Origin of the sequence: Stenotrophomonas sp. FR012 (assembly GCF_047520565.2) — a bacterium.
Classification (GTDB): Bacteria; Pseudomonadota; Gammaproteobacteria; order Xanthomonadales; family Xanthomonadaceae; genus Stenotrophomonas; species Stenotrophomonas sepilia.
On record NZ_JAXBQL020000003.1, the window covers coordinates 444628 to 462565 of the forward strand.

A 17938-nucleotide genomic window follows, 5' to 3' on the forward strand; every position below is an offset into this window, starting at 1 on the left:
GAAACCCCCTTCCCTGGCTGCCCAGCGGGGAGGGGGTTTTTTTATGGGCGGCTTCGGTCGCCTGGTTGGGCGATTGCCGGCGGGAATCGTTCCACCAGGAAGTCGAGGAAGCTGCGCAGGCGGGTGGAATGGTAACGATCGTGCGCATAGACCACATGCATCGGCCGACCGGCCTGGCCGTGCCCTGGGAGCAGCTGCACCAGTCGCCCAGCCTCGACATCGGCTGCCAGCAGCAGCGTCGACTGCAGGATGATGCCCAGGCCATGCAGCGCCGCCGAACGCAGCGCTTCGCCATTGTTGATCTGCAGCCGGCCGTCGGGCACGTGGTCGAGCTCGCCAGCGTCGTCCTGCAGCCACTGTGCAAGTGCACTCGGTTCGAACGACAGGCATTGATGGCCGGCAAGTGCATGCACGCTGTCTGGCGTGCCATGCCTGGCCAGATACGCCGGCGAGGCGCACATCATCAGGCGATAAGGGGCCAGGGCTCGCGCCACCAGCACGCTGCTGTCGGCCAGCGTGCCGATCCGCAGCGCCGCTTCGAAGCCCTCTTCGGCGAGGTCGACTACGCGATCGGTCAGCGTCGCTTCGACCCGGACATCCGGATGGCGCGCCATGTACTCGGCCAGTGCCGGTACCAGTGCATGCGTACCGAAGATCACCGGTGCACTGATGCGCAGCGTGCCCGCCGGTGCCAGGTGCTGGTGCTGCGCCTGCGCATCGGTTTCGTCCACCAGGCGCAGGATCTCCCGGCAGCGCGTGTAGTAGTCCTGGCCGAACGGCGTCCTGTGCTGGCGCCGGGTGGTTCGGCTCAACAGCTGCATGCCCAGCCGTGATTCCAATGCACGCAGATGCTTGCCGGCCATCGTCGCGGAGATGTCCATCGCCGCAGCTGCAGCACTGAGGCTGCCCTTGTCCACGATCAGCACGTAGACCTGCATGCTTTCCAGCAGGTTCATCTGACACCCCGGGTGTTGAATGCTGAAACCTGCGCGGAGTTTATCAATCAGGGGTGATCAAACAGCATGTCGTGCAAGGGCTGGATTGGCCGGCCATGCGGACAGGAGAACACCATGGACTTGAATCTTGCAGGCCGCACCGCTTTGGTGACGGGCGCGGCCAGCGGCATCGGTGCCGCCGTCGCCAGGCAGCTGGCGGCCCAGGGCGTGCGCGTTGCCATCACGTCACGGCAGCGGGCACCGCTGCAGGCGCTGGCGGCGCGGATCGAAGCCGAAGGCGGCGCGGCACCGGTCATCGTGGCCGGCGATGTCACCGTGGCCGGTGACGTCCGGTACATCGCGCAGGCATCCCGGGAGGCATTGCAACGCGTCGACATCCTGGTCAACGCCGCAGGTGGCTCCCGGCCGACCACCGTCGATGCCGATGATGATGTCTGGGAGGAAGCGATCGCCCTGAACTTTTCCGCCGCGCGGCGGATGACCCAGGCGCTGTTGCCTGGCATGCAGGCGCAGGCATGGGGACGGGTGATCAATTTCAGTGGTTCGATGGAACCGCGTGCGGTGAACGCGGCCACTGCGGCGAAGGCGGCGCTGCATCTGTGGAGCAAGGGGCTGTCGTCGGAGGTGGCCGGGCAGGGCATTACGGTGAATGCGATTGCACCGGGGCGCATCAACAGCGCGCAGATCCTGGAACGCCTGCATCCCACCGAGGAAAGCCGACGTGCGTTCATCGCCAGCAACATCCCGATCGGACGCTTCGGTGAACCCGAGGAAGTGGCGCCACTGGTGGCGTTCCTGTCCTCGCCGCTGGCCGGCTACATCACAGGCGCGGTGATTCCGGTGGACGGCGGCATGCACTACTTCGCGCACTAATGCTGCGGAGCTGTAGAGCCGAGCCCATGCTCGGCCGCCTTGCGCCAGGATTCCGCTCAGCCGAGCACGGCTCGGCTCGGCCCTACACAACAACAAAAAGGGCGGCCCGCAGGCCGCCCTTCGCACACCCGATCGAGCCCGCCTTATCAGCGCGGCGACGCCACCGCACGATTGCCCGAGGCGCCCTTGCCCTTGCGCTTGTCCTGCTGGGCAGGGCTGGCGCCCTCGGCCATCAGGTTGTCGCTGCCGAAGTCGGTGTCCACGTCCAGCCAGCGCTGCGCCGGCAGGCCGAGCGCGGAGTCGAGCACGGTCGGCAGCAGGCCGCTGGGCAGGCTGCTTTCGCCATTCCACATGATGGCAATGCCCAGATCGCGTTCCGGCACCAGCGCGACCAGGCCGCGATAGCCCTGCACGGCACCGGCATGGAACACCACGTCGTGGCCGGCGTAGTCGAAGGTGCGCCAGCCCAGGGCGTAGCCGGCCGAGTGCAGGCGCTCGCGGCGCCAGCCAGAACGCATCTCGCCGGGGGTGCTGATCAGGCTCGAATGCAGGGTGGCCAGCAGCGGTGCCGGCAGCACGTCGGGGCGGTGGCCGGTGTGGGCGAGCAGCCACTGCGCCATGTCGCTGGCGCTGGCATTGACGCCGGCCGCCGGGGCGACCCGGTAGTAGGTCGGCTTCGGCGTCAGCGAGACCCAGCCGTTGCGGCTGCGCACATGCGGACGCGCCCAGCGCGAGCTGGCCTGGATGCCGGCCAGGCCGAGGCTGGCATCGTTCATGCCCAGCGGCTTGAAGATGCGGCGCTCGACCGACTGCTCGTAAAAGCTGCCGGAGGCCGCGTAGACGACATCGCCGATCAGGCTGAAGGCTACGTTCTGGTAGGCATAGCAGTCGCCAGGCAGGCACTTCAGGCTGGTGTTGGCCAGTTTCTGGGTCAGCGCGTAGTACTCGGCGTTGCCTTCGATGTCGCGGTCGTAGGCGTTGTAGGGCAGGCCGACGCGATGGCTGAGCACGTCGGCCACGGTCAGGCGATCAGTGGCTTCCGGCGAGTTCAGGCGGAAGCCCGGCACATAGTCGGTGACCTTGCTGTCCCAGCGCAGCGTGCCGTCGTTGACCAGCAGGCCGGCCATGGTGCCGGCGAAGGCCTTGGACAGCGAGGCCAGGCGGAACACGGTGTGGGCATCGACCGGCAGCGGGTTGTTGACGTCGGTAACGCCATAGCCGCGCGCGCTGAGGATGCGGCCGCCCTGCACGATCGCCACGGCCATGCCCGGCACGCGTTCGCCATAGGTGAGCTGCTGCGCCATCGATTCGATGTTGGCGACGTTGAAGCCGGGCGCCGGGGCCTGCACGCGCGGCACCAGGCCGGTGCGGTAGGCCGCCGGCTGGGTGTGGGCGACAGTGGGACCCGCAGCGGATTCGATGTTGGTCGGCATCGGCGGCAATGCCGGCGGTGTCTGCGCGGTGGTGGACAAGGCAACGGGCATCAGCATGCCCAGCAAACCGGTGGCCGCCGAACGGATCGGGCGACGCAGGCTGTTCTTTTTCATCGGTTGGACCCGTGCGCGACTGCTGATGGCGATTCTAGCGCCGCTTTTCCCTTGTGCACAAACAAAGCGAAGATGAATGCGCATCTCGTTGAAAAATTTGGAATTTGAGGTGCTGGAAGCATGTATCGGAACGTGTCATCCCGGGCTGATCAGCGGAGCTGATCCGCCCGCAGGAAGGCGCGTCGCGCTGGCGATGTTGCGGTGCATTGGCTAACGTACGCGTTTCATCGCCCCGGAGCCTGCCATGCCGCTGTCCAACCGCCGTCTTCAGGCGAGGGACACCGCGTGAGTGCGGTACGGGGGAAGGGGCCGCTGCAGGGCCTGACGGCGGCACTGCGCGAGTCGCCGGCGCTGTGGTGGTCGTTCCTGTACTTCTTCTGCCTGCTCAGCGGCTACTACGTGCTGCGCCCGGTGCGTGAGGCCATGGCCGCCTCGGCAGACCTGGAAACGGTGTTCCCGCCCGTGCTGATCGCCTGGTTCGCCAACCACGGCGTCGCGTTGAAGGACTTCGTGCTGCAGTTCCTGTTCTCCTGCGTGTTCGTGATCATGCTGGTGCTGCAGCCGGTGTACGGCTGGCTGGTCAGCCGCTTCCCACGACGGGTGTTCCTGCCGGCGGTGTATGGCTTCTTCATCGTGACCCTGCTGGGCTTCTACATGATGTTCGACAGCGGCGTGCCGGGCCGCGGCATGGCCTTCTTCTTCTGGATCACCGTCTTCAACCTGTTCGCGGTGGCGGTGTTCTGGAGCTTCATGGCTGATGTGTTCTCCAATGTGCAGGCCCGGGCCTTCTATGGATACATTGGCGCGGCGGGCACCGTCGGTGCCTTCCTCGGCCCGTTGATCACCAGTGCGCTGGTGCAGCGCGTGGGCATCGCCAACCTCATGCTGGTCTCGGCGGGATTCCTGGTCGTGTGCCTGTTGTGCATCTGGCGGCTGCGGCACTGGGCGGTGCTGCGCGAACGCGAGCAGCAGCTGGTGTCCGGCGAGCAGCCGATGGGCGGCAGCGTGCTGGACGGCCTGAAATTGATCGTGCGCGAGCCGCTGCTGCGCTGGCTGGCGGTGATGGTGGTGTTCGGGGTGGGCGTCGGCACGCTGCTGTACAACCAGCAGGCCAGCATCGTGCGCGCGGCCTTCACCGACCCGGCGGCCAGTACCGCGTTCTTCTCGCGCATCGACCTGGCGGTGAATGCGCTGGCGCTGTTGATGCAGCTGGGCCTGACCCGTTGGTTGCTGTCGCGCCACGGCATCGCGCCGGCACTGCTGATTCCCGGTTTCGCGATCCTGATCGGCTTTTCGGTGCTGGCGGCCTCGCCGATGCCGCTGATGGTCGCGGTAGTGCAGGTGATGACCCGGGCCAGCGAATTCGCACTGGCCAAGCCGGCGCGCGAGACAATCTACACGCGCGTGGACCGGCAGTGGCGCTACAAGGCCGGCGCAGCGATCGACACCGTGGTCTACCGCGGTGCGGACCTGAGCTTTGCCTGGGTGCACAAGGGCCTGTCATTGTTCGGCTCGCACGTAGTGTTCATCGGCGGCATGCTGGTGGCCGCGTGCATGACCGCAGCCGCGTTCGGTGTACTGCGCGAAGAAAAGAAACTGCCGCGCGACCGATGATTTCCCGGGCTCCGAGCCCCATCCCTGTCCAAGGAACCGCCCATGTACTGGATCGCACTCGCCCTGACCTTGCTGGTCGCACTGCTGCACGTCTATTTCCTGGCGCTTGAGATGTTCCTGTGGACCCGCCCGCTGGGTCTGAAGACGTTCCGCAACACGCCGGAGAAGGCGGCGACCACGCGCGTGCTGGCGGCCAACCAGGGCTTGTACAACGGCTTCCTGGCAGCAGGCATCGTGGTGGGGCTGGTGATCGGGCAGCCGGTGCTGGTGACGTTCTCGCTGGCCTGCGTGGTGGTGGCGGGGTGCTATGGGGCGTACAGCGTGAGCCGCCGGATCTTCATGATCCAGGCGGTGCCTGCGATCCTGGCGTTGGTGTTTCGCGCGGTAGCGTAGTTTCCAGCCAACGGCGCAGCCCCTCGTGGGTGGTCGCGTAGAGCTTGTCATGGGGGTGGCCGGGCGGGTTGGGTTCGCGGGGGGACGCCGCAAGTACGTCCGTGTAGGCTTGGCCGCGGCATGGATGCCGCGGCCAAGCCCCCAGGGATGGGTTCACGGCGTCCCCCGCGAACTCACCGCCCCCAGCCAAACCAAGGCTTTCCGCGATAACCGTCCACCCATGAGGGGCTGCGCCGTTCGCGGGAACTTACTTCGCCGGCGACATCCACATGTCGATGACCGCGCTGAACACTTCCGTCCCCGCGCGGTCGCGCACGCTGACCGTCACCGGCAGCGCATAGCCCTCGGCCGCGACCGCAATCGGCTGTGCCGGCAGCGCCACCGCCTGCAGCGTGCCACGCGCCTTGGCCAGGTACTGCACCTGCATCCCCTTCGGGATCCAGCGCATGCCCTTCGGCAGCGACGCGTCGACCATCAGCCCGGCGGTCAGTTCGGCCAGGTTGCACATCGCGATCGCGTGCACCGTGCCGATGTGGTTGCGCACCCTGCGGCGATCGGCCAGCGTGCCTTCGCAGCGACCGTGTTCCAGGCGGGTGATGCGTGGCGCGATGCTGGCGAAGTAGGGCGCCTTGAAACACACCGCGCGCGAGAACAGCCAGGTGCCGGCGGGCCAGCGCTGCAGGCGTTGGTAAAGCGAGAGCAGGGGCGTGGACATGAGGGGTATTCCGGTCGGCGGATAACGCGACGGCGGGCCGAGGCCCGCCGTCGAAGGCAACGCGTGTCGCGGGCGATCAGGCCGCCTGCGAATGCGGATCCTTGTGCTGGCGGTCGTAGTAGCTGGCCGCGCGCAGTTCGTGGGTGTCGAAGTCGTCCACGGTGATGGTGTCCAGGGTGAGCGTGCGCAGCTCTTCCAGCAGGCTGCGCTCGTCCTGGGTGATCACGCCCTCGGCCACGGCTTCGTCCAGCTGCGCCTTGAAGTCCAGCGCCTCGATGCCCTTGCTCTTCAGCGCCTTGAGGAACTTGCGCTCCACCGGCTCGGCCATGATCGCCTTGCTCAGGTAACTGTTGATGCGGCCCCCCGGGTTGTTCTCGCACGGGGTCAGGAACACGCCATTGGCGAGACGGTCGCGGGCTTCATTCGGCGCCATCAGCAGGGCGGCGACGCGGCGGCTCAGGCGATCACCCGGAGCCTCGGCACGACGGCCCAACGGGAAGATGAGCGCCCACATCAGCCAGCCGATCGGACGGATCGGGAAGTTGCGCAGCGCGGCCGACAGCGACTCTTCGATCTTGTGCACGCTGTCATGGAAGGCCCAGGCCAGCAGCGGCTGGTCGGCCTGCGGTGCACCTTCGTCGTGGTAGCGCTTGAGCATGGCGCTGGTCATGTAGACATGGCTCAGCACGTCGCCCAGGCGGCCGGACAGCGATTCCTTGAACTTCAGCTTGCCGCCCAGGGTCATCATCGAGATGTCGGCCATCAGCGCCAGGTTGGCCGAGTAACGGTCCAGCTTGCGGAAGTAGCGGCGGGTGTAGGCGTCGCCCGGGGCGGCGCCGAAGCGCGCGCCGGTCAGGCCGAACCAGAACGAACGCACGGCATTGGAGATGCCGAAGCGGATGTGGCCGAACAGGCTGCGGTCGAACTCCTGCAGGCCGGCACGGGTATCCGCATCCTGCGCGGCCTTCATTTCCTTCAGCACCCACGGGTGGCAGAGGATCGCACCCTGGCCGAAGATCAGCAGGCTGCGGGTCATGATGTTGGCGCCTTCCACGGTGATCGCGATCGGCGCGGCCTGCCAGCTGCGGCCGGCGAAGTTGCGCGGCCCCAGGATGATGCCCTTGCCGCCGATCACGTCCATCATGTCCGAGATCACTTCACGGCTCATGGTGGTGCAGTGGTACTTGGCGATGGCCGACGGCACCGACGGCACATCGCCACGGTCAACCGCAGCGGCGGTGGCCTGCGACAGCGCACTGATCTTGTACGCCTTGCCGCCGATGCGGGCAAGCGCTTCTTCCACGCCCTCGAAGCGGCCGACCGACAGGCCGAACTGCTTGCGGATGCGCGCATAGGCGCCGGTCACGGCGGCACCGGCCTTGGCACCGCCGCTGGCGGTGGACGGCAGGGTGATCGAGCGGCCCACCGCCAGGCACTCGTTGAGCATGTTCCAGCCCTTGCCGGCCATGGCTGCGCCGCCGATCAGCTGGGTCAGCGGAATGAACACGTCCTTGCCGCGGATCGGACCGTTCTGGAACGTCGAGTTCAGCGGGAAGTGGCGACGGCCGATTTCGACGCCGGCGGTATCACGCGGCAGCAGGCCCAGGGTGATGCCGATGTCGCGGGTATCGCCGATCAGGCCATCCGGGTCGTACATGCGGAAGGCCAGGCCGATCAGCGAAGCGACCGGGGCCAGGGTAATGTAGCGCTTGTCGAAGGTCAGCTTGACGCCGAGCACCTGCTCGCCGTTCCACTCGCCCTTGCAGACGATGCCGTAGTCCGGGATCGAAGTGGCGTCGGAGCCGGCGAACGGACCGGTCAGGCCGAAGCAGGGCACTTCGCGGCCATCGGCCAGGCGCGGCAGGTACTGGTCCTTCTGTTCCTGGGTGCCGTAATGCACCAGCAGTTCACCCGGGCCCAGCGAGTTGGGCACGCCGACGGTGGAGCTGACCACCGAGGACACCGAGGCCAGCTTCTGGATCACCTTGTGGTGGGCCAGCGCGGAGAAGCCCAGGCCGCCGTACTCCTTCGGGATGATCATGCCGAAGAACTTGTTCTTCTTGATGAAGGCCCACAGCTCCGGCGGCAGGTCGGCGTGGACGTGGGTGATTTCCCAGTCGTTGACCATCGTGCACAGCTCTTCCACCGGGCCATCGAGGAAGGCCTGTTCTTCAGCAGTCAGCTGCGGCTTGGGGTAGTTGAGCAGGATGTTCCAGTCCGGATCACCGGTGAACAGTTCGCCCTCGAAACCAACCGAACCGGTTTCCAGCGCGATGCGCTCGGTCTGCGACAGCGGCGGCAGCACCTTGCGGAACACCTTCATCATCGGGCCGGTCAGCAGCGGCTTGCGGATGAACGGCAGCAGCAGCGGCACGGCGATCACCGCCAGCACCGCCGCAGCGACGATGGTGGCGGTCTGGTTGACGTAGGGAATGAACCAGCAGGCGGCCAGCAGGGCCACGCTGATCAGCGTCCAGGTAACCAGCCGCATGCGGTGGTAGGCGACGAAGGCGCCTGCCAGCAGCAAGGCGAGGAAGGGAAGAACGATGCTCATGAGCGTGCTCCGGTGACGTGCTCGTTTGTGGCGGACGAAGCCGCAGCGTCCGCTGCGGGCAACACGTCCAGATAGTCCAACACAGTAGCGGTAAAGGCGTCGTTGTCATCGCCGGCGACCATGTGGGTCGCTTGCGGCAGCTGTACATGGCGCGCATGCGGCGCCAGCGCCAGGAATTCGGCCACGGTCTGCGGCGTGACCAGGTCGCTGCGGCCGCCGCTGACCAGCAGCAGCGGGCACTTCACCTGGCGTGCGGCCTCGGCCAGTGCGTCCTGGTGCTGTTCGCTGTCGCGCGCCAGCTCGGCCACCAGGCGTGGGTCCCAATGCCAGCGCCAGCGCCCGTGGCCGTCCTCGCGCAGCAGCGCACGCAGCGACTGCTCGGATTTGCGCGGCCGGTGCGGCATGTAGGCCGAGATCACGTCGGCGGCCTGGGTCAGCGAGGCGAAGCCGTCGGGATGGGCGGTCATGAAGGCGAGGATGCGCTCGACACCCGCGGTATCCCAGCGCGGGGTGATGTCGACCAGCACCATGGCCGAGAAAAGGCCCGGCCAGCGCGATTCGGCCAGCAGGCCGAACAGGCCACCCATCGAAGCGGCAACCAGTACCGGCGGGCGCGGCTGTTCGCCGGCCAGCACGATCAGGTCGTCGGCGAACTGTTCACCGTGATAGGGCAGATCGGTGCCATTCCAGTCGGAATCGCCATGGCCGCGGGCGTCGTAGGCCAGCGTCTGCAGGCCGGCCGCGTTCAGTGCGCGGGCAGTGGCGTTCCAGGCATGGCGGGTCTGGCCGAAGCCATGGGCGAACAGGACCCGGCCGCGCCGGCCATGCTCGCTGGCGGTCGCCGCCAGGCGGGCGCCATGGGCGGCGTGCAGGCGCAGGTCATGGAACGCAGCGGGAGTTGGGGACATAACCATACTTGCTAGTATGGATAGCTTCGAGGGGAAGTCAATACTGCACGGTATGGTGCGTTGCAGAATGCGCGTGGAGGGACCCTTCCGAGGGGCCTGCGACGGTTTCGACCGCAACCGCGTACTGCAACGAACCCCGGCGTATGGTTAAATCAGCCCATGAATCAACCTGACGCTTCCGCCGGCGAACCGCGCGCCGGCCGCAACAGCCGCCTGAGTGCCGAAGACTGGGCCCAGGCGGCCCTCGATCTGATTGCTGAACAAGGGGTCGGCGCCGTCGCGGTAGAGCCGCTGGCACGGCGGCTCGGCGTTACCAAGGGCAGTTTCTACTGGCATTTCCCTTCGCGCGATGCATTGCTGCAGGCGGCGCTGGAACGCTGGGAACTGTTCGAACAGGAACAGGTGTTCGGCAGCCTGGAAGACGTACCGGATCCGCGTGTGCGCCTGCGCCAGCTGTTCCAGATGGTGGCGCATGAAGTGCAGCCGCACATCATCTACAGCGAGCTGCTGAAGGCATTGGATCATCCGATGGTGCGGCCGGTGATCGACCGGGTCTCGCAGCGTCGCCTCGACTATCTGGTCGCCTCGTTCCGCCAGGCCGGCCTCAGCTCGACCGATGCGCGTCATCGCGCACGCCTTGCGTACGCCGCTTATGTCGGCTTCCTGCAGTTGTCGCTGCAGCTGCAGCAGCCCAAGCAGGCGCGCGAGGATTTCGAAGCGTACGTCGAGCATCTGATCGAGACGCTGATTCCGAACGGATGAGCGCCCGGAAATGATCTCGAAGGAAGGCCGCAGCGATGCTGCGGCCTTTTTTGTTGTGCGCTGGCCAGCGCCCGTCCATGGCGCACAAAGAACAACGGCCCCTTTCGGGGCCGTTGCTGCATCAGCTGATCAGGTTCCCGATCAGAACTTCTGCTTGTACTGCATGTACATGAAGCGACCGATGTCGTAGCCACCGTAGTAGGAGAACTGCGAGTTCGGTGCCGAGTACATCTGCGGGCCGTAGTGGTCGAACACGTTGCGCGCACCGACGGCGATGGTCGCATTCCACGGTGCGTTCCAGGAGACCTGGACGTCGTGGAACATGGTCGAGCCACGCTTGTTCATCGGCTGGTCACGCACCGGATCCGGCGAACCGAAGTCCGGCAGGCTGCACTCGTCGCTGTAGTAGCAACGCTCCTTGACGCTGGAGAAGTAGCGGGTGCCCCAGGTCACGCCCCAGTCGCCACGCTCCCAGCCCAGCACCAGGTTCGAACGCAGGCGGAAGTTGCTGCCGAAGCCGTTGAGGATCGACACCGGCACCTGCTGCGCGTTGGTGGTCTTCAGTACGTTCTTGGTGACGTAGCTGTTCTGCAGGTTGGCGCTGAAGGTACCCCAGCTGTCGGTCTCGAAGCGGTACGCCACGTCGAAGTCGAAGCCTTCGGTTTCCTGGTAACCGGCATTACGCGGTGCGTAGGTCAGGTTGATCACGTTGTGACGGTTCGGATCACGGGTGAACGAGTTGCAGCGCTCGGCGATGCCAAGCACGTAGCAGTCGTTCAGCTGGTCATCCGGGCTGTCGGTGACGATGGTGTTGGTGATCTTGATGTTCCACCAGTCCAGGCTCATGTTCAGGCCCTGGGCGAAGGTCGGGCTCCACACCAGGCCAACGGTCTTGGACTTGGACTTTTCCGGAGTCAGGTTCGGGTTGGAGACGGCGTTGAACGGATCCGGCGTCTGCTCATCCGGACCGCTGGCCGGCACATAACCCTGGCGCAGCTGGCGGAAGGTGCTGGCGGTCGGACCGATGGCCGCGGCACAACGGGCGGCGACGCCCGGCTGATCAGTTGAGCCGAACGAGGTGTCGCACGGATCGGTGAAGTACGCGAAGGTCTGCGAGCTGCCACCGTACAGATTGTCGATGGTCGGCGCACGGAAGCCTTCGGCGTAGGTCGCACGTACCAGCAGCTGGTCGATCGGCTTCCACTTCAGGCCGAACTTGTTGTTGGTGGTGTCGCCGAAGGTGCTGTACTTCGAGTAACGGGTGGCGGCGTTGAAGCTCAGTTCCTTGGCACCCGGCAGGTCGGCCAGGATCGGAACATTCAACTCCAGATAGACTTCGTTGACGTCGTAACCACCACCGGTCGGGCCGGCGGCCAGATCGGTCGAGTAGCCGGTCTGCGACAGCGCGTCCGGATTGTACGAACCCTTGTCTTCGCGGTACTCGTAACCCAGCGCGAAGCCCAGGTCGCCGGCGGGCAGGGTGAACAGGCTGCCGGCGATGTTCGCGTAGTAGGTCTTGGTGGTGACTTCACCGGTGTTCTTGGTGGTCGGGAACAGGAACTGCTGCAGATCCTGGTTGCCGGTCAGGCCACCGTCACCGGTACGGCCGTACGGAATGGCCGGGTTCCACGGCAGGCAGCCGCCGGCGCCCGGGCCATAGATCGGATTGGAACCGTCAACCAGGCCAGCGGCCGTACCGCACTCGACGCGGCCGGTGGCCGGGTTGAAGAACGACGGACCGGTGGCGGCATTGACCGCCAGCACGTTGTAGTTGCCGGTCTGGCTCTGCTGGTTCTCCGAGTTCTGGTAGATGTAGCCGGCTTCCCAGTCGAAGTACTTGTCATTGAACTGGAAGCTGCCCTGCAGGGCGCCGGTGAAGCGGAAGGTGGTCAGCTTGTTGGTCGACAGGCGCGGCACTTCCCAGCCACGGCGCATGAAGCCCATATCCTTGCCGAAGGGGTTGTAGTAGCTGTCGGCATCCCACTTGGCACCCAGGCGCTCATACGACGCGGACTGCAACGGATAGCCTGCGACCTGGGCCTGCGACTCACGACGGGTATACAGCAGGTCGGAGACGAAGCGGATGTTGTCGGTCAGGTCGTACTGGACGTTGGCGAACACCGAGCGACGCTTGGTCGGCGTCAGCAGGTGCATCTGCGTGTTGGAGTTGCTGGTATCACCGGTGATGCCGGCGAAGTCCTGGTCGTGGTACTGGTTGACGTCGCGATAGTCGCCACCGCGGTTCAGCACCAGCCAGTCATCGGTATCCGGATCGATGATGGTGCCCCACTGGCTGACCGGGCTCCAGTTCTGGGCCGGGTGGAAGGTGGTGCGCGGGTAACGGCTGAACCAGCGGTCCTTGGCCCACACTTCCTTCTCTTCGGCGTACTCGGCGCCGATGGTGATCGAGCCACGGTCACCGGTGAAACCGGCCACGAAGTCGTAGCTGGTCTTCTGGCCGTCGCCTTCGCCGTACTGGCCGACGTAGGCGTTGGCTTCCAGGCCCTGGAAGTTCTTGCGGGTGATGATGTTGATCACGCCGGCGATCGCGTCGGAGCCGTAGATCGACGACGCGCCGTCCTTCAGTACGTCGATGCGCTCGACGATGGCCGACGGAATCTGCGACACGTCCTGCAGGCCGCTGACGCTGGCGCCGAGGCGCTTGCCGTCGACCAGCACCAGGGTGCGCTCGGCACCGAGGTTGCGCAGGTCGATGTAGAAGCCACCGACGGCTTCGCCGGAGGACAGCGGCTCGGAACGGCTGATGGCCGGGCTGCCGGCGGCTGCGATGTTCTGCAGGACGTCGGCAACCGTCTTGAAGCCGCTCTTCTCGATCGAAGCACGGCTGATGCTCAGAACGGGCTGGGCGGTTTCGGTATCGACCTGACGGATGCGCGAACCGGTGACCTCGATGCGGTCGAGGTTGGTGGCTTCCTGGGCGTGGGCCGTCGCGGTGGTGGCACCGGCGACAAGCGCGATCACAACTGCGTCACGCAGCTGGCTGGACTTGAGTTTCATTGGCTCTCTCTCTCCAAGAAATCTTGGCTGGGGTTAATGCCCGGCGGGGGAGCGAAAAAGCGCTCCCAAATCGCGAGGCTGACCCGATAGTAACGGGCGTTCGCCAAGAATTAAAGCTGTGTTAATGAAGTCTGTGATTTTGGTAAAAACGCGATTTTTCCAGCCTAATCAACGGGTTGCTGGCATGGTCGTGCTGATCTGCCTCGTTTGTTAACGCAGAATGATGAAAAAAGGTTCGACTGATATGTATCCCAATATGTCGATACGCTCTGCGGTCGATACCGCTCATGCTAGTGCGAGCCAGGCACGCAGATGCAAAAAAGGCGCCTTTCGGCGCCTTCGGGAATATCGTTGCTGAACCTGATAGGGGGATCAGAGATCCTGTTCGTAACGCACGTACGGCACGGTGCCGTCGTCGTTGCTTTCGTTGCGCGGGGAGAATGGATTCTTGCCGCGGCTGATCACGTTCTCGGCGCCGACGGTCAGCTGGCCGGACCACGGGGTACGCCAGGTCAGGCCGATGCCCAGGCCTTCCCACTTGCCGGGCTTGCCCGGCACGTCGACCACGCGGCCGATGATGCTGCCGGTGAAGTTGCCGTAACCGGCACCGATGCTCAGGCTCTTGCTGTCCCAGCGATCGACGATGGCCGGCGAAGCGTCGGCCAGCGGTACCAGGCGTGCCTTGGCGTAGGTACCGGCGATGGAGACGAAGCCTTCGCGGCCGATGTTCTTCTGCGCGAACACGGTCAGATCGTTCTGCTCGGCGCGCAGCGAGGGCGTCTTGTTCGGGCCCGCCAACCAGGCGGGCAGGGTTTCACGGCCGGTGCCGGCGGTGATGCCCAGGCGGCTGTTGCCGCGGTTCAGCGCGGCGGTACCACTGAAACGACGGCTGTTCAGATCATCCTCGTCGCCCAGGCTGGCCAGCATGCAATGGCTGGCCAGGCCGCTGATGCTGGTGCCGCTGCTGCTGTTGCAGAGCAGGCCCAGCGAATCGCCGGAGGACAGGCCAAAGGCCGCGTCCAGCGAATTGCGGCCGAAATGCCAGCGGGCGCCGGCTGCCTGTTCGCCGGTCGGCTCCAGGTACAGCAGCGCCTCGACCTTGCCGCTGCCCTTGTTCCATACCGGCAGCACGGTGCGGGTGTCCTTGCTCTGCGCATGCACGCCCGTGATCGCGCCAAGGGCGATCAGCAGGGCCAGCGGTAGACGCAGGAAGGTACGCATCGGACCAGTTCAGACAGGGACGGACAACGGAAGTTCCCGTGGGGACGGGAACTCGATCCTAGGGTGTTTATGAATTCTTAACAAGCCTTGATCCTCCCCAGGTACAAGACTGCCGTTTACTGAAGTCGTTCAGGCGCCGCTACAGCCCCCTGGGCGCCGTGGAACAGTATGCCGAACTCCGTCAATGGAAAGTGATACTCACGCCCGCAGAATTCGCAACGCACCTCGACGGCGCCGGTCGCCTCGGCGGCCGCGCGGGCCTCCTCTTCCCCCAGCGACTGCAGCATGCCGGCCACCCGCTCGCGCGAGCAGGAGCAGGCAAAGGACAGCGGCTTGCCGCCCAGCAGTTCCGGCCGCTCCTCGTGGAACAGGCGGTGCAGCAGCTGCTCGGCCGGGGTCGCCAGCAGTTCGGCCTTGCCCAGGGTTTCGAACAGGGCGCTGGCGCGGGCCCAGCCATCCTCGTCGCCTTCGTCGCCCGGCAGCTTCTGCAGCAGCAGGCCGGCGGCACCGTTGCGGTCGGCGGCCAGCAGCAGGCGGGTCGGCAGCTGCTCCGACTGGCGGAAGTAGTCCTCGAAGGCCTCGTCCAGTTCCGGCGCAGTCAGCGCGACCAGGCTCTGGTAGCGCTGCGGCTCGCGCGGGTCCAGGCCGGGGTTCTCGATGGTGATGGCGAGGATTGCGTCATCGCCGAGGCGGGACAGGTCACGCGGTGCGTCGCCACCCTCGCTGAGCTGGGCGATACCGCGCAGGGTGCCGGCGGCGGTGCATTCGGCGAACAGGGTGCGCAGCGCGGTGCTGCTGCGCAACTGCACCGACAGGCGCCCGTCGATCTTGGTGTGGCCGGTGAACAGCGCCGAGGCGACGCAGGCCTCGCCAAGCAGTTCGGCAGCGGCGTCCGGGTAAGCGGCATGGGACAGGATTTCCTGCCAGGTGGCCTGCAGGTGCACATGCACGCCACGCACGCCGGCGTCGGGGAGCAGGAAACGGATCAGGGAATCGGGATTGGCGGTCATCGGCTCACATCGCGCGTAAACGGGGGCGGTTGCCGGATAATGCGCCGACAACCAGACAGAAGAAGGATGCACCAGTAATGGGGGCAGCGGGAGAGCAGCACAAGGTAGAGGCGGTGGTGGCCGCGCCGCGCCGGCGACGCTGGCGCTGGAAGCGGCTGCTGTGGCTGCCGGTGCTGCTGGCCGCCTTCAGCTGCCTGCAGGTGCTGGTGTTGCGGTTCATCGACCCGCCGGTGTCCATGGTGATGCTGTGGCGCTATGGCGAGGCGCTGGGCAAGGCCGACTGGTCCTATCGGCTGCATTACCAGTGGCGCGACCTCGACCAGATGGCGCCGAGCCTGCCGATCTCGCTGGTGGCGGCCGAAGACCAGCGCTTCCCCGACCACAACGGCTTCGACCTGCAGGCCATCGAAAAGGCGCGCGACCACAACGCCAGGGGCGGGCGCCTGCGCGGCGCAAGCACGATCAGCCAGCAGGTGGCCAAGAACCTGTTCCTGTGGCAGGGCCGCAGCTGGATCCGCAAGGGCCTGGAAGTCTGGTACACGGTGCTGATCGAGGCGCTGTGGCCAAAGGAGCGGATCCTGGAGATGTACGCCAACATTGCCGAATTCGGTGATGGTGTGTATGGCGCGCAAGCGGCAGCGCAGAAATTCTGGGGCAAGGATGCTGCCCGGCTGAGCCCGGCCGAGAGCGCGCGCCTGGCCGCGGTGTTGCCGGCACCGCGTCGCTACAATGCGGCAAAGCCTGGGCCGTATGTGCAGCGGCGGGCCGCGTGGATCCAACGCCAGGCGCGCCAGCTGGGTGGTGCGTCCTATCTGTCGGAGGACTGAGCCTGGCGCTGCAATTGGCAGGCGACGGGCCGGGCGCGTGCCGGCAACGTACAATCCGGCCATGACCCGCGAACGGCTTACCTTCGTCATCGCCGCCTACAACGAGGCCCTGGCACTGCCGCTGCTGCATCCACGGCTGTGCGCGGTGCTCGACGGCATGCCCGACATCGACGGTCACATCCTCTATGTGGACGACGGCAGCCATGACCGCACGTGGGAAGTGATCGCCGGGCTGGCCCAGGCCGATGCACGCGTATCGGCGCTGAAGCTGTCGCGCAACTTCGGCAAGGAAGCCGCGCTGACCGCCGGCCTGGATCTGGTGCACGAGGGTGCGGCGATGATCCTCGATGCCGACGGCCAGGACCCGCCGGAGCTGGTGCCGGAGTTCGTCGCGCGCTGGCGCGAAGGTCATGACAACGTCTACGGCACGCGCATGGCCCGCGATGGTGAGGCCTGGATCAAGCGCGCCACGGCAGCGATGTTCTATCGGGTGATGGGCCGCCTCTCGCGGACACCGATTCCGGCCGATACCGGGGACTTCCGCCTGCTGTCACCGCGCGCGCTGAACGCCCTGCGCGGGATGCGCGAGCGCCACCGTTTCATGAAGGGGCTTTTCAGCTGGGTGGGATTCAAGCGGATCGCCGTGCCCTACCACCGCCACGCGCGCGTGGCCGGCACCAGCAAGTTCAGCCTGTGGCGGCTGTGGAATTTCGCCCTCGAAGGCATTACCGGGTTCTCGACCGTGCCGTTGCGGGCGGCGACCTACCTCGGGCTGGCAACCGCGGCCGTCGCTTTCCTGTTCGGCCTGTGGGTGATCGTGAAGGCGGCGCTGTATGGCGACCGGGTGGCGGGTTGGCCGACGATGATGGCGGTGATCCTGTTCCTGGGCGGCGTGCAGCTGATCGCGCTTGGCCTGATCGGCGAGTACCTGGGGCGGCTGTACGAGGAGTCCAAGCAGCGGCCGTTGTACCTGGTTGACGCCTGGCTAGCATCGTCCGTGGCAGACTCGGTCCCGCAACCCACCCTGGGAGGGCAGGCAGATGACCACGGTACGGCAACTGTTGGACGGCAAGTCTCCTGAAGTACATGCGGTCGCGCCGGATGCGGCGGTGATCGATGCGATCCGGTTGATGGCGGAAAAGGGCATCGGTGCGGTGCTGGTGATGGACGGCCCGCGGCTGGTGGGAATCCTGTCCGAGCGTGATTACGCGCGCAAGATCGTGTTGCGTGATCGCTCTTCGCGCGATACGGCGGTGGCAGAGATCATGACGTCGCAGGTGGTGACGGTGTCGCCGGGCGAGCAGGTGGAGCATTGCCTGCAGTTGGTGACCGATTATCGCATCCGCCATCTGCCGGTCGTGGAGGGCGCGCAGGTGCTGGGGGTGATCTCCATCGGCGACCTGGTGAAGTCGGTGATCGATGCGCAGCGGCGGGAGCTGGATCAACTGCAGCAGTACATCGTCGCCGGGTGAGGGTGTCGCTGCAGTTGATCCAGCTCCCGCCGCTGCGCATCGATCACCGACTTCACCAGGTCGCCGAT

General features: G+C 66.0%; 15 protein-coding genes. 7 read left to right on the forward strand and 8 right to left on the reverse strand.

Annotated features, from left to right (window positions below; all coding sequences use genetic code 11):
* Positions 1-41: 41 nt before the first annotated feature.
* A complete protein-coding gene (locus tag ACM0O9_RS08175) occupies positions 42-956 on the reverse strand; it encodes a LysR family transcriptional regulator (RefSeq protein WP_414604126.1) in 915 nt (304 codons plus the stop codon).
* A gap of 114 nt (positions 957-1070) precedes the next feature.
* Here ACM0O9_RS08175 and ACM0O9_RS08180 point away from each other — a divergent pair, with 114 nt between their 5' ends.
* Positions 1071-1829, forward strand: a complete 759-nt coding sequence (locus ACM0O9_RS08180) for an SDR family NAD(P)-dependent oxidoreductase (RefSeq protein WP_005418423.1) — start codon at positions 1071-1073, stop codon at positions 1827-1829.
* 146 nt (positions 1830-1975) lie between these two features.
* Here ACM0O9_RS08180 and ACM0O9_RS08185 read toward each other — a convergent pair whose 3' ends face one another.
* On the reverse strand, positions 1976-3376 hold the full coding sequence (locus tag ACM0O9_RS08185) for a serine hydrolase domain-containing protein (RefSeq protein WP_005418422.1): 1401 nt from the start codon (positions 3374-3376) through the stop codon (positions 1976-1978).
* Positions 3377-3661: 285 nt separating this feature from the next.
* On the opposite strand from ACM0O9_RS08185, the gene ACM0O9_RS08190 reads away from it, so the two are divergent.
* Together ACM0O9_RS08190 and ACM0O9_RS08195 are read left to right on the forward strand one after the other, a co-directional pair.
* Positions 3662-4990 carry an NTP/NDP exchange transporter gene (locus ACM0O9_RS08190; RefSeq protein WP_005418421.1) on the forward strand — a complete coding sequence of 443 codons (1329 nt, stop codon included), beginning with the start codon at positions 3662-3664 and terminating at the stop codon, positions 4988-4990.
* 42 nt (positions 4991-5032) lie between these two features.
* Complete coding sequence (locus tag ACM0O9_RS08195; protein WP_005418419.1) at positions 5033-5383, forward strand: DUF1304 domain-containing protein; 351 nt, start codon at positions 5033-5035, stop codon at positions 5381-5383.
* Positions 5384-5630: 247 nt separating this feature from the next.
* On the opposite strand, the gene ACM0O9_RS08200 is transcribed toward ACM0O9_RS08195, so the two are convergent.
* From ACM0O9_RS08200 to ACM0O9_RS08210, 3 genes are all read right to left on the reverse strand, one after another.
* Entirely contained in the window at positions 5631-6098 is a 468-nt protein-coding gene (locus tag ACM0O9_RS08200) for a hotdog fold domain-containing protein (protein WP_235649177.1), read from the reverse strand.
* 76 nt (positions 6099-6174) lie between these two features.
* Positions 6175-8652 (reverse strand): acyl-CoA dehydrogenase, encoded by a 2478-nt coding sequence (locus tag ACM0O9_RS08205; RefSeq protein WP_235649178.1) that lies wholly within the window; start codon positions 8650-8652, stop codon positions 6175-6177.
* Positions 8649-9566, reverse strand: coding sequence for an alpha/beta fold hydrolase (locus ACM0O9_RS08210; RefSeq protein ID WP_414604125.1), 918 nt, complete (start codon positions 9564-9566; stop codon positions 8649-8651). The genes ACM0O9_RS08205 and ACM0O9_RS08210 overlap by 4 nt, the downstream gene beginning before the upstream one ends.
* 153 nt (positions 9567-9719) lie before the next feature.
* On the opposite strand from ACM0O9_RS08210, the gene ACM0O9_RS08215 reads away from it, so the two are divergent.
* Complete coding sequence (locus ACM0O9_RS08215; protein ID WP_005418411.1) at positions 9720-10322, forward strand: TetR/AcrR family transcriptional regulator; 603 nt, start codon at positions 9720-9722, stop codon at positions 10320-10322.
* 141 nt (positions 10323-10463) lie between these two features.
* On the opposite strand, the gene ACM0O9_RS08220 is transcribed toward ACM0O9_RS08215, so the two are convergent.
* The 3 genes from ACM0O9_RS08220 to hslO all read right to left on the reverse strand — a co-directional run bounded on the left by ACM0O9_RS08220 (position 10464) and on the right by hslO (position 15571).
* Entirely contained in the window at positions 10464-13340 is a 2877-nt protein-coding gene (locus tag ACM0O9_RS08220; RefSeq protein WP_235649179.1) for a TonB-dependent receptor domain-containing protein, read from the reverse strand.
* Positions 13341-13712: 372 nt separating this feature from the next.
* Positions 13713-14561: an XOO1806 family protein gene (locus ACM0O9_RS08225; RefSeq protein WP_005418409.1), complete on the reverse strand. Its 849-nt coding sequence runs from the start codon at positions 14559-14561 to the stop codon at positions 13713-13715.
* Positions 14562-14677: 116 nt separating this feature from the next.
* Positions 14678-15571, reverse strand: coding sequence for an Hsp33 family molecular chaperone HslO (gene hslO / locus ACM0O9_RS08230; RefSeq protein WP_005418408.1), 894 nt, complete (start codon positions 15569-15571; stop codon positions 14678-14680).
* A gap of 77 nt (positions 15572-15648) precedes the next feature.
* Here hslO and mtgA point away from each other — a divergent pair, with 77 nt between their 5' ends.
* The 3 genes from mtgA to ACM0O9_RS08245 all read left to right on the forward strand — a co-directional run bounded on the left by mtgA (position 15649) and on the right by ACM0O9_RS08245 (position 17870).
* Positions 15649-16398 carry a monofunctional biosynthetic peptidoglycan transglycosylase gene (gene mtgA / locus ACM0O9_RS08235; protein ID WP_235649180.1) on the forward strand — a complete coding sequence of 250 codons (750 nt, stop codon included), beginning with the start codon at positions 15649-15651 and terminating at the stop codon, positions 16396-16398.
* Between the two features lie 61 nt (positions 16399-16459).
* A complete protein-coding gene (locus ACM0O9_RS08240) occupies positions 16460-17479 on the forward strand; it encodes a glycosyltransferase family 2 protein (protein ID WP_065178200.1) in 1020 nt (339 codons plus the stop codon).
* Complete coding sequence (locus ACM0O9_RS08245) at positions 17439-17870, forward strand: CBS domain-containing protein (protein WP_005418405.1); 432 nt, start codon at positions 17439-17441, stop codon at positions 17868-17870. Before ACM0O9_RS08240 ends, ACM0O9_RS08245 begins: the two co-directional genes overlap by 41 nt.
* Positions 17871-17938: the final 68 nt, after the last annotated feature.

Bases quoted from the DNA above. Each gene is read 5' to 3' on its own strand.
- ACM0O9_RS08245 (WP_005418405.1), top strand. From the start codon at position 17,439: ATGACCACGGTACGGCAACTGTTGGACGGCAAGTCTCCTGAAGTACAT.
- ACM0O9_RS08240 (WP_065178200.1), top strand. From the start codon at position 16,460: ATGACCCGCGAACGGCTTACCTTCGTCATCGCCGCCTACAACGAGGCC.
- ACM0O9_RS08205 (WP_235649178.1), bottom strand. From the start codon at position 8,652: ATGAGCATCGTTCTTCCCTTCCTCGCCTTGCTGCTGGCAGGCGCCTTC.
- ACM0O9_RS08215 (WP_005418411.1), top strand. From the start codon at position 9,720: ATGAATCAACCTGACGCTTCCGCCGGCGAACCGCGCGCCGGCCGCAAC.
- mtgA (WP_235649180.1), top strand. From the start codon at position 15,649: ATGGGGGCAGCGGGAGAGCAGCACAAGGTAGAGGCGGTGGTGGCCGCG.
- ACM0O9_RS08200 (WP_235649177.1), bottom strand. From the start codon at position 6,098: ATGTCCACGCCCCTGCTCTCGCTTTACCAACGCCTGCAGCGCTGGCCC.
- hslO (WP_005418408.1), bottom strand. From the start codon at position 15,571: ATGACCGCCAATCCCGATTCCCTGATCCGTTTCCTGCTCCCCGACGCC.
- ACM0O9_RS08180 (WP_005418423.1), top strand. From the start codon at position 1,071: ATGGACTTGAATCTTGCAGGCCGCACCGCTTTGGTGACGGGCGCGGCC.
- ACM0O9_RS08175 (WP_414604126.1), bottom strand. From the start codon at position 956: ATGAACCTGCTGGAAAGCATGCAGGTCTACGTGCTGATCGTGGACAAG.
- ACM0O9_RS08210 (WP_414604125.1), bottom strand. From the start codon at position 9,566: ATGGTTATGTCCCCAACTCCCGCTGCGTTCCATGACCTGCGCCTGCAC.
- ACM0O9_RS08220 (WP_235649179.1), bottom strand. From the start codon at position 13,340: ATGAAACTCAAGTCCAGCCAGCTGCGTGACGCAGTTGTGATCGCGCTT.
- ACM0O9_RS08185 (WP_005418422.1), bottom strand. From the start codon at position 3,376: ATGAAAAAGAACAGCCTGCGTCGCCCGATCCGTTCGGCGGCCACCGGT.
- ACM0O9_RS08225 (WP_005418409.1), bottom strand. From the start codon at position 14,561: ATGCGTACCTTCCTGCGTCTACCGCTGGCCCTGCTGATCGCCCTTGGC.
- ACM0O9_RS08195 (WP_005418419.1), top strand. From the start codon at position 5,033: ATGTACTGGATCGCACTCGCCCTGACCTTGCTGGTCGCACTGCTGCAC.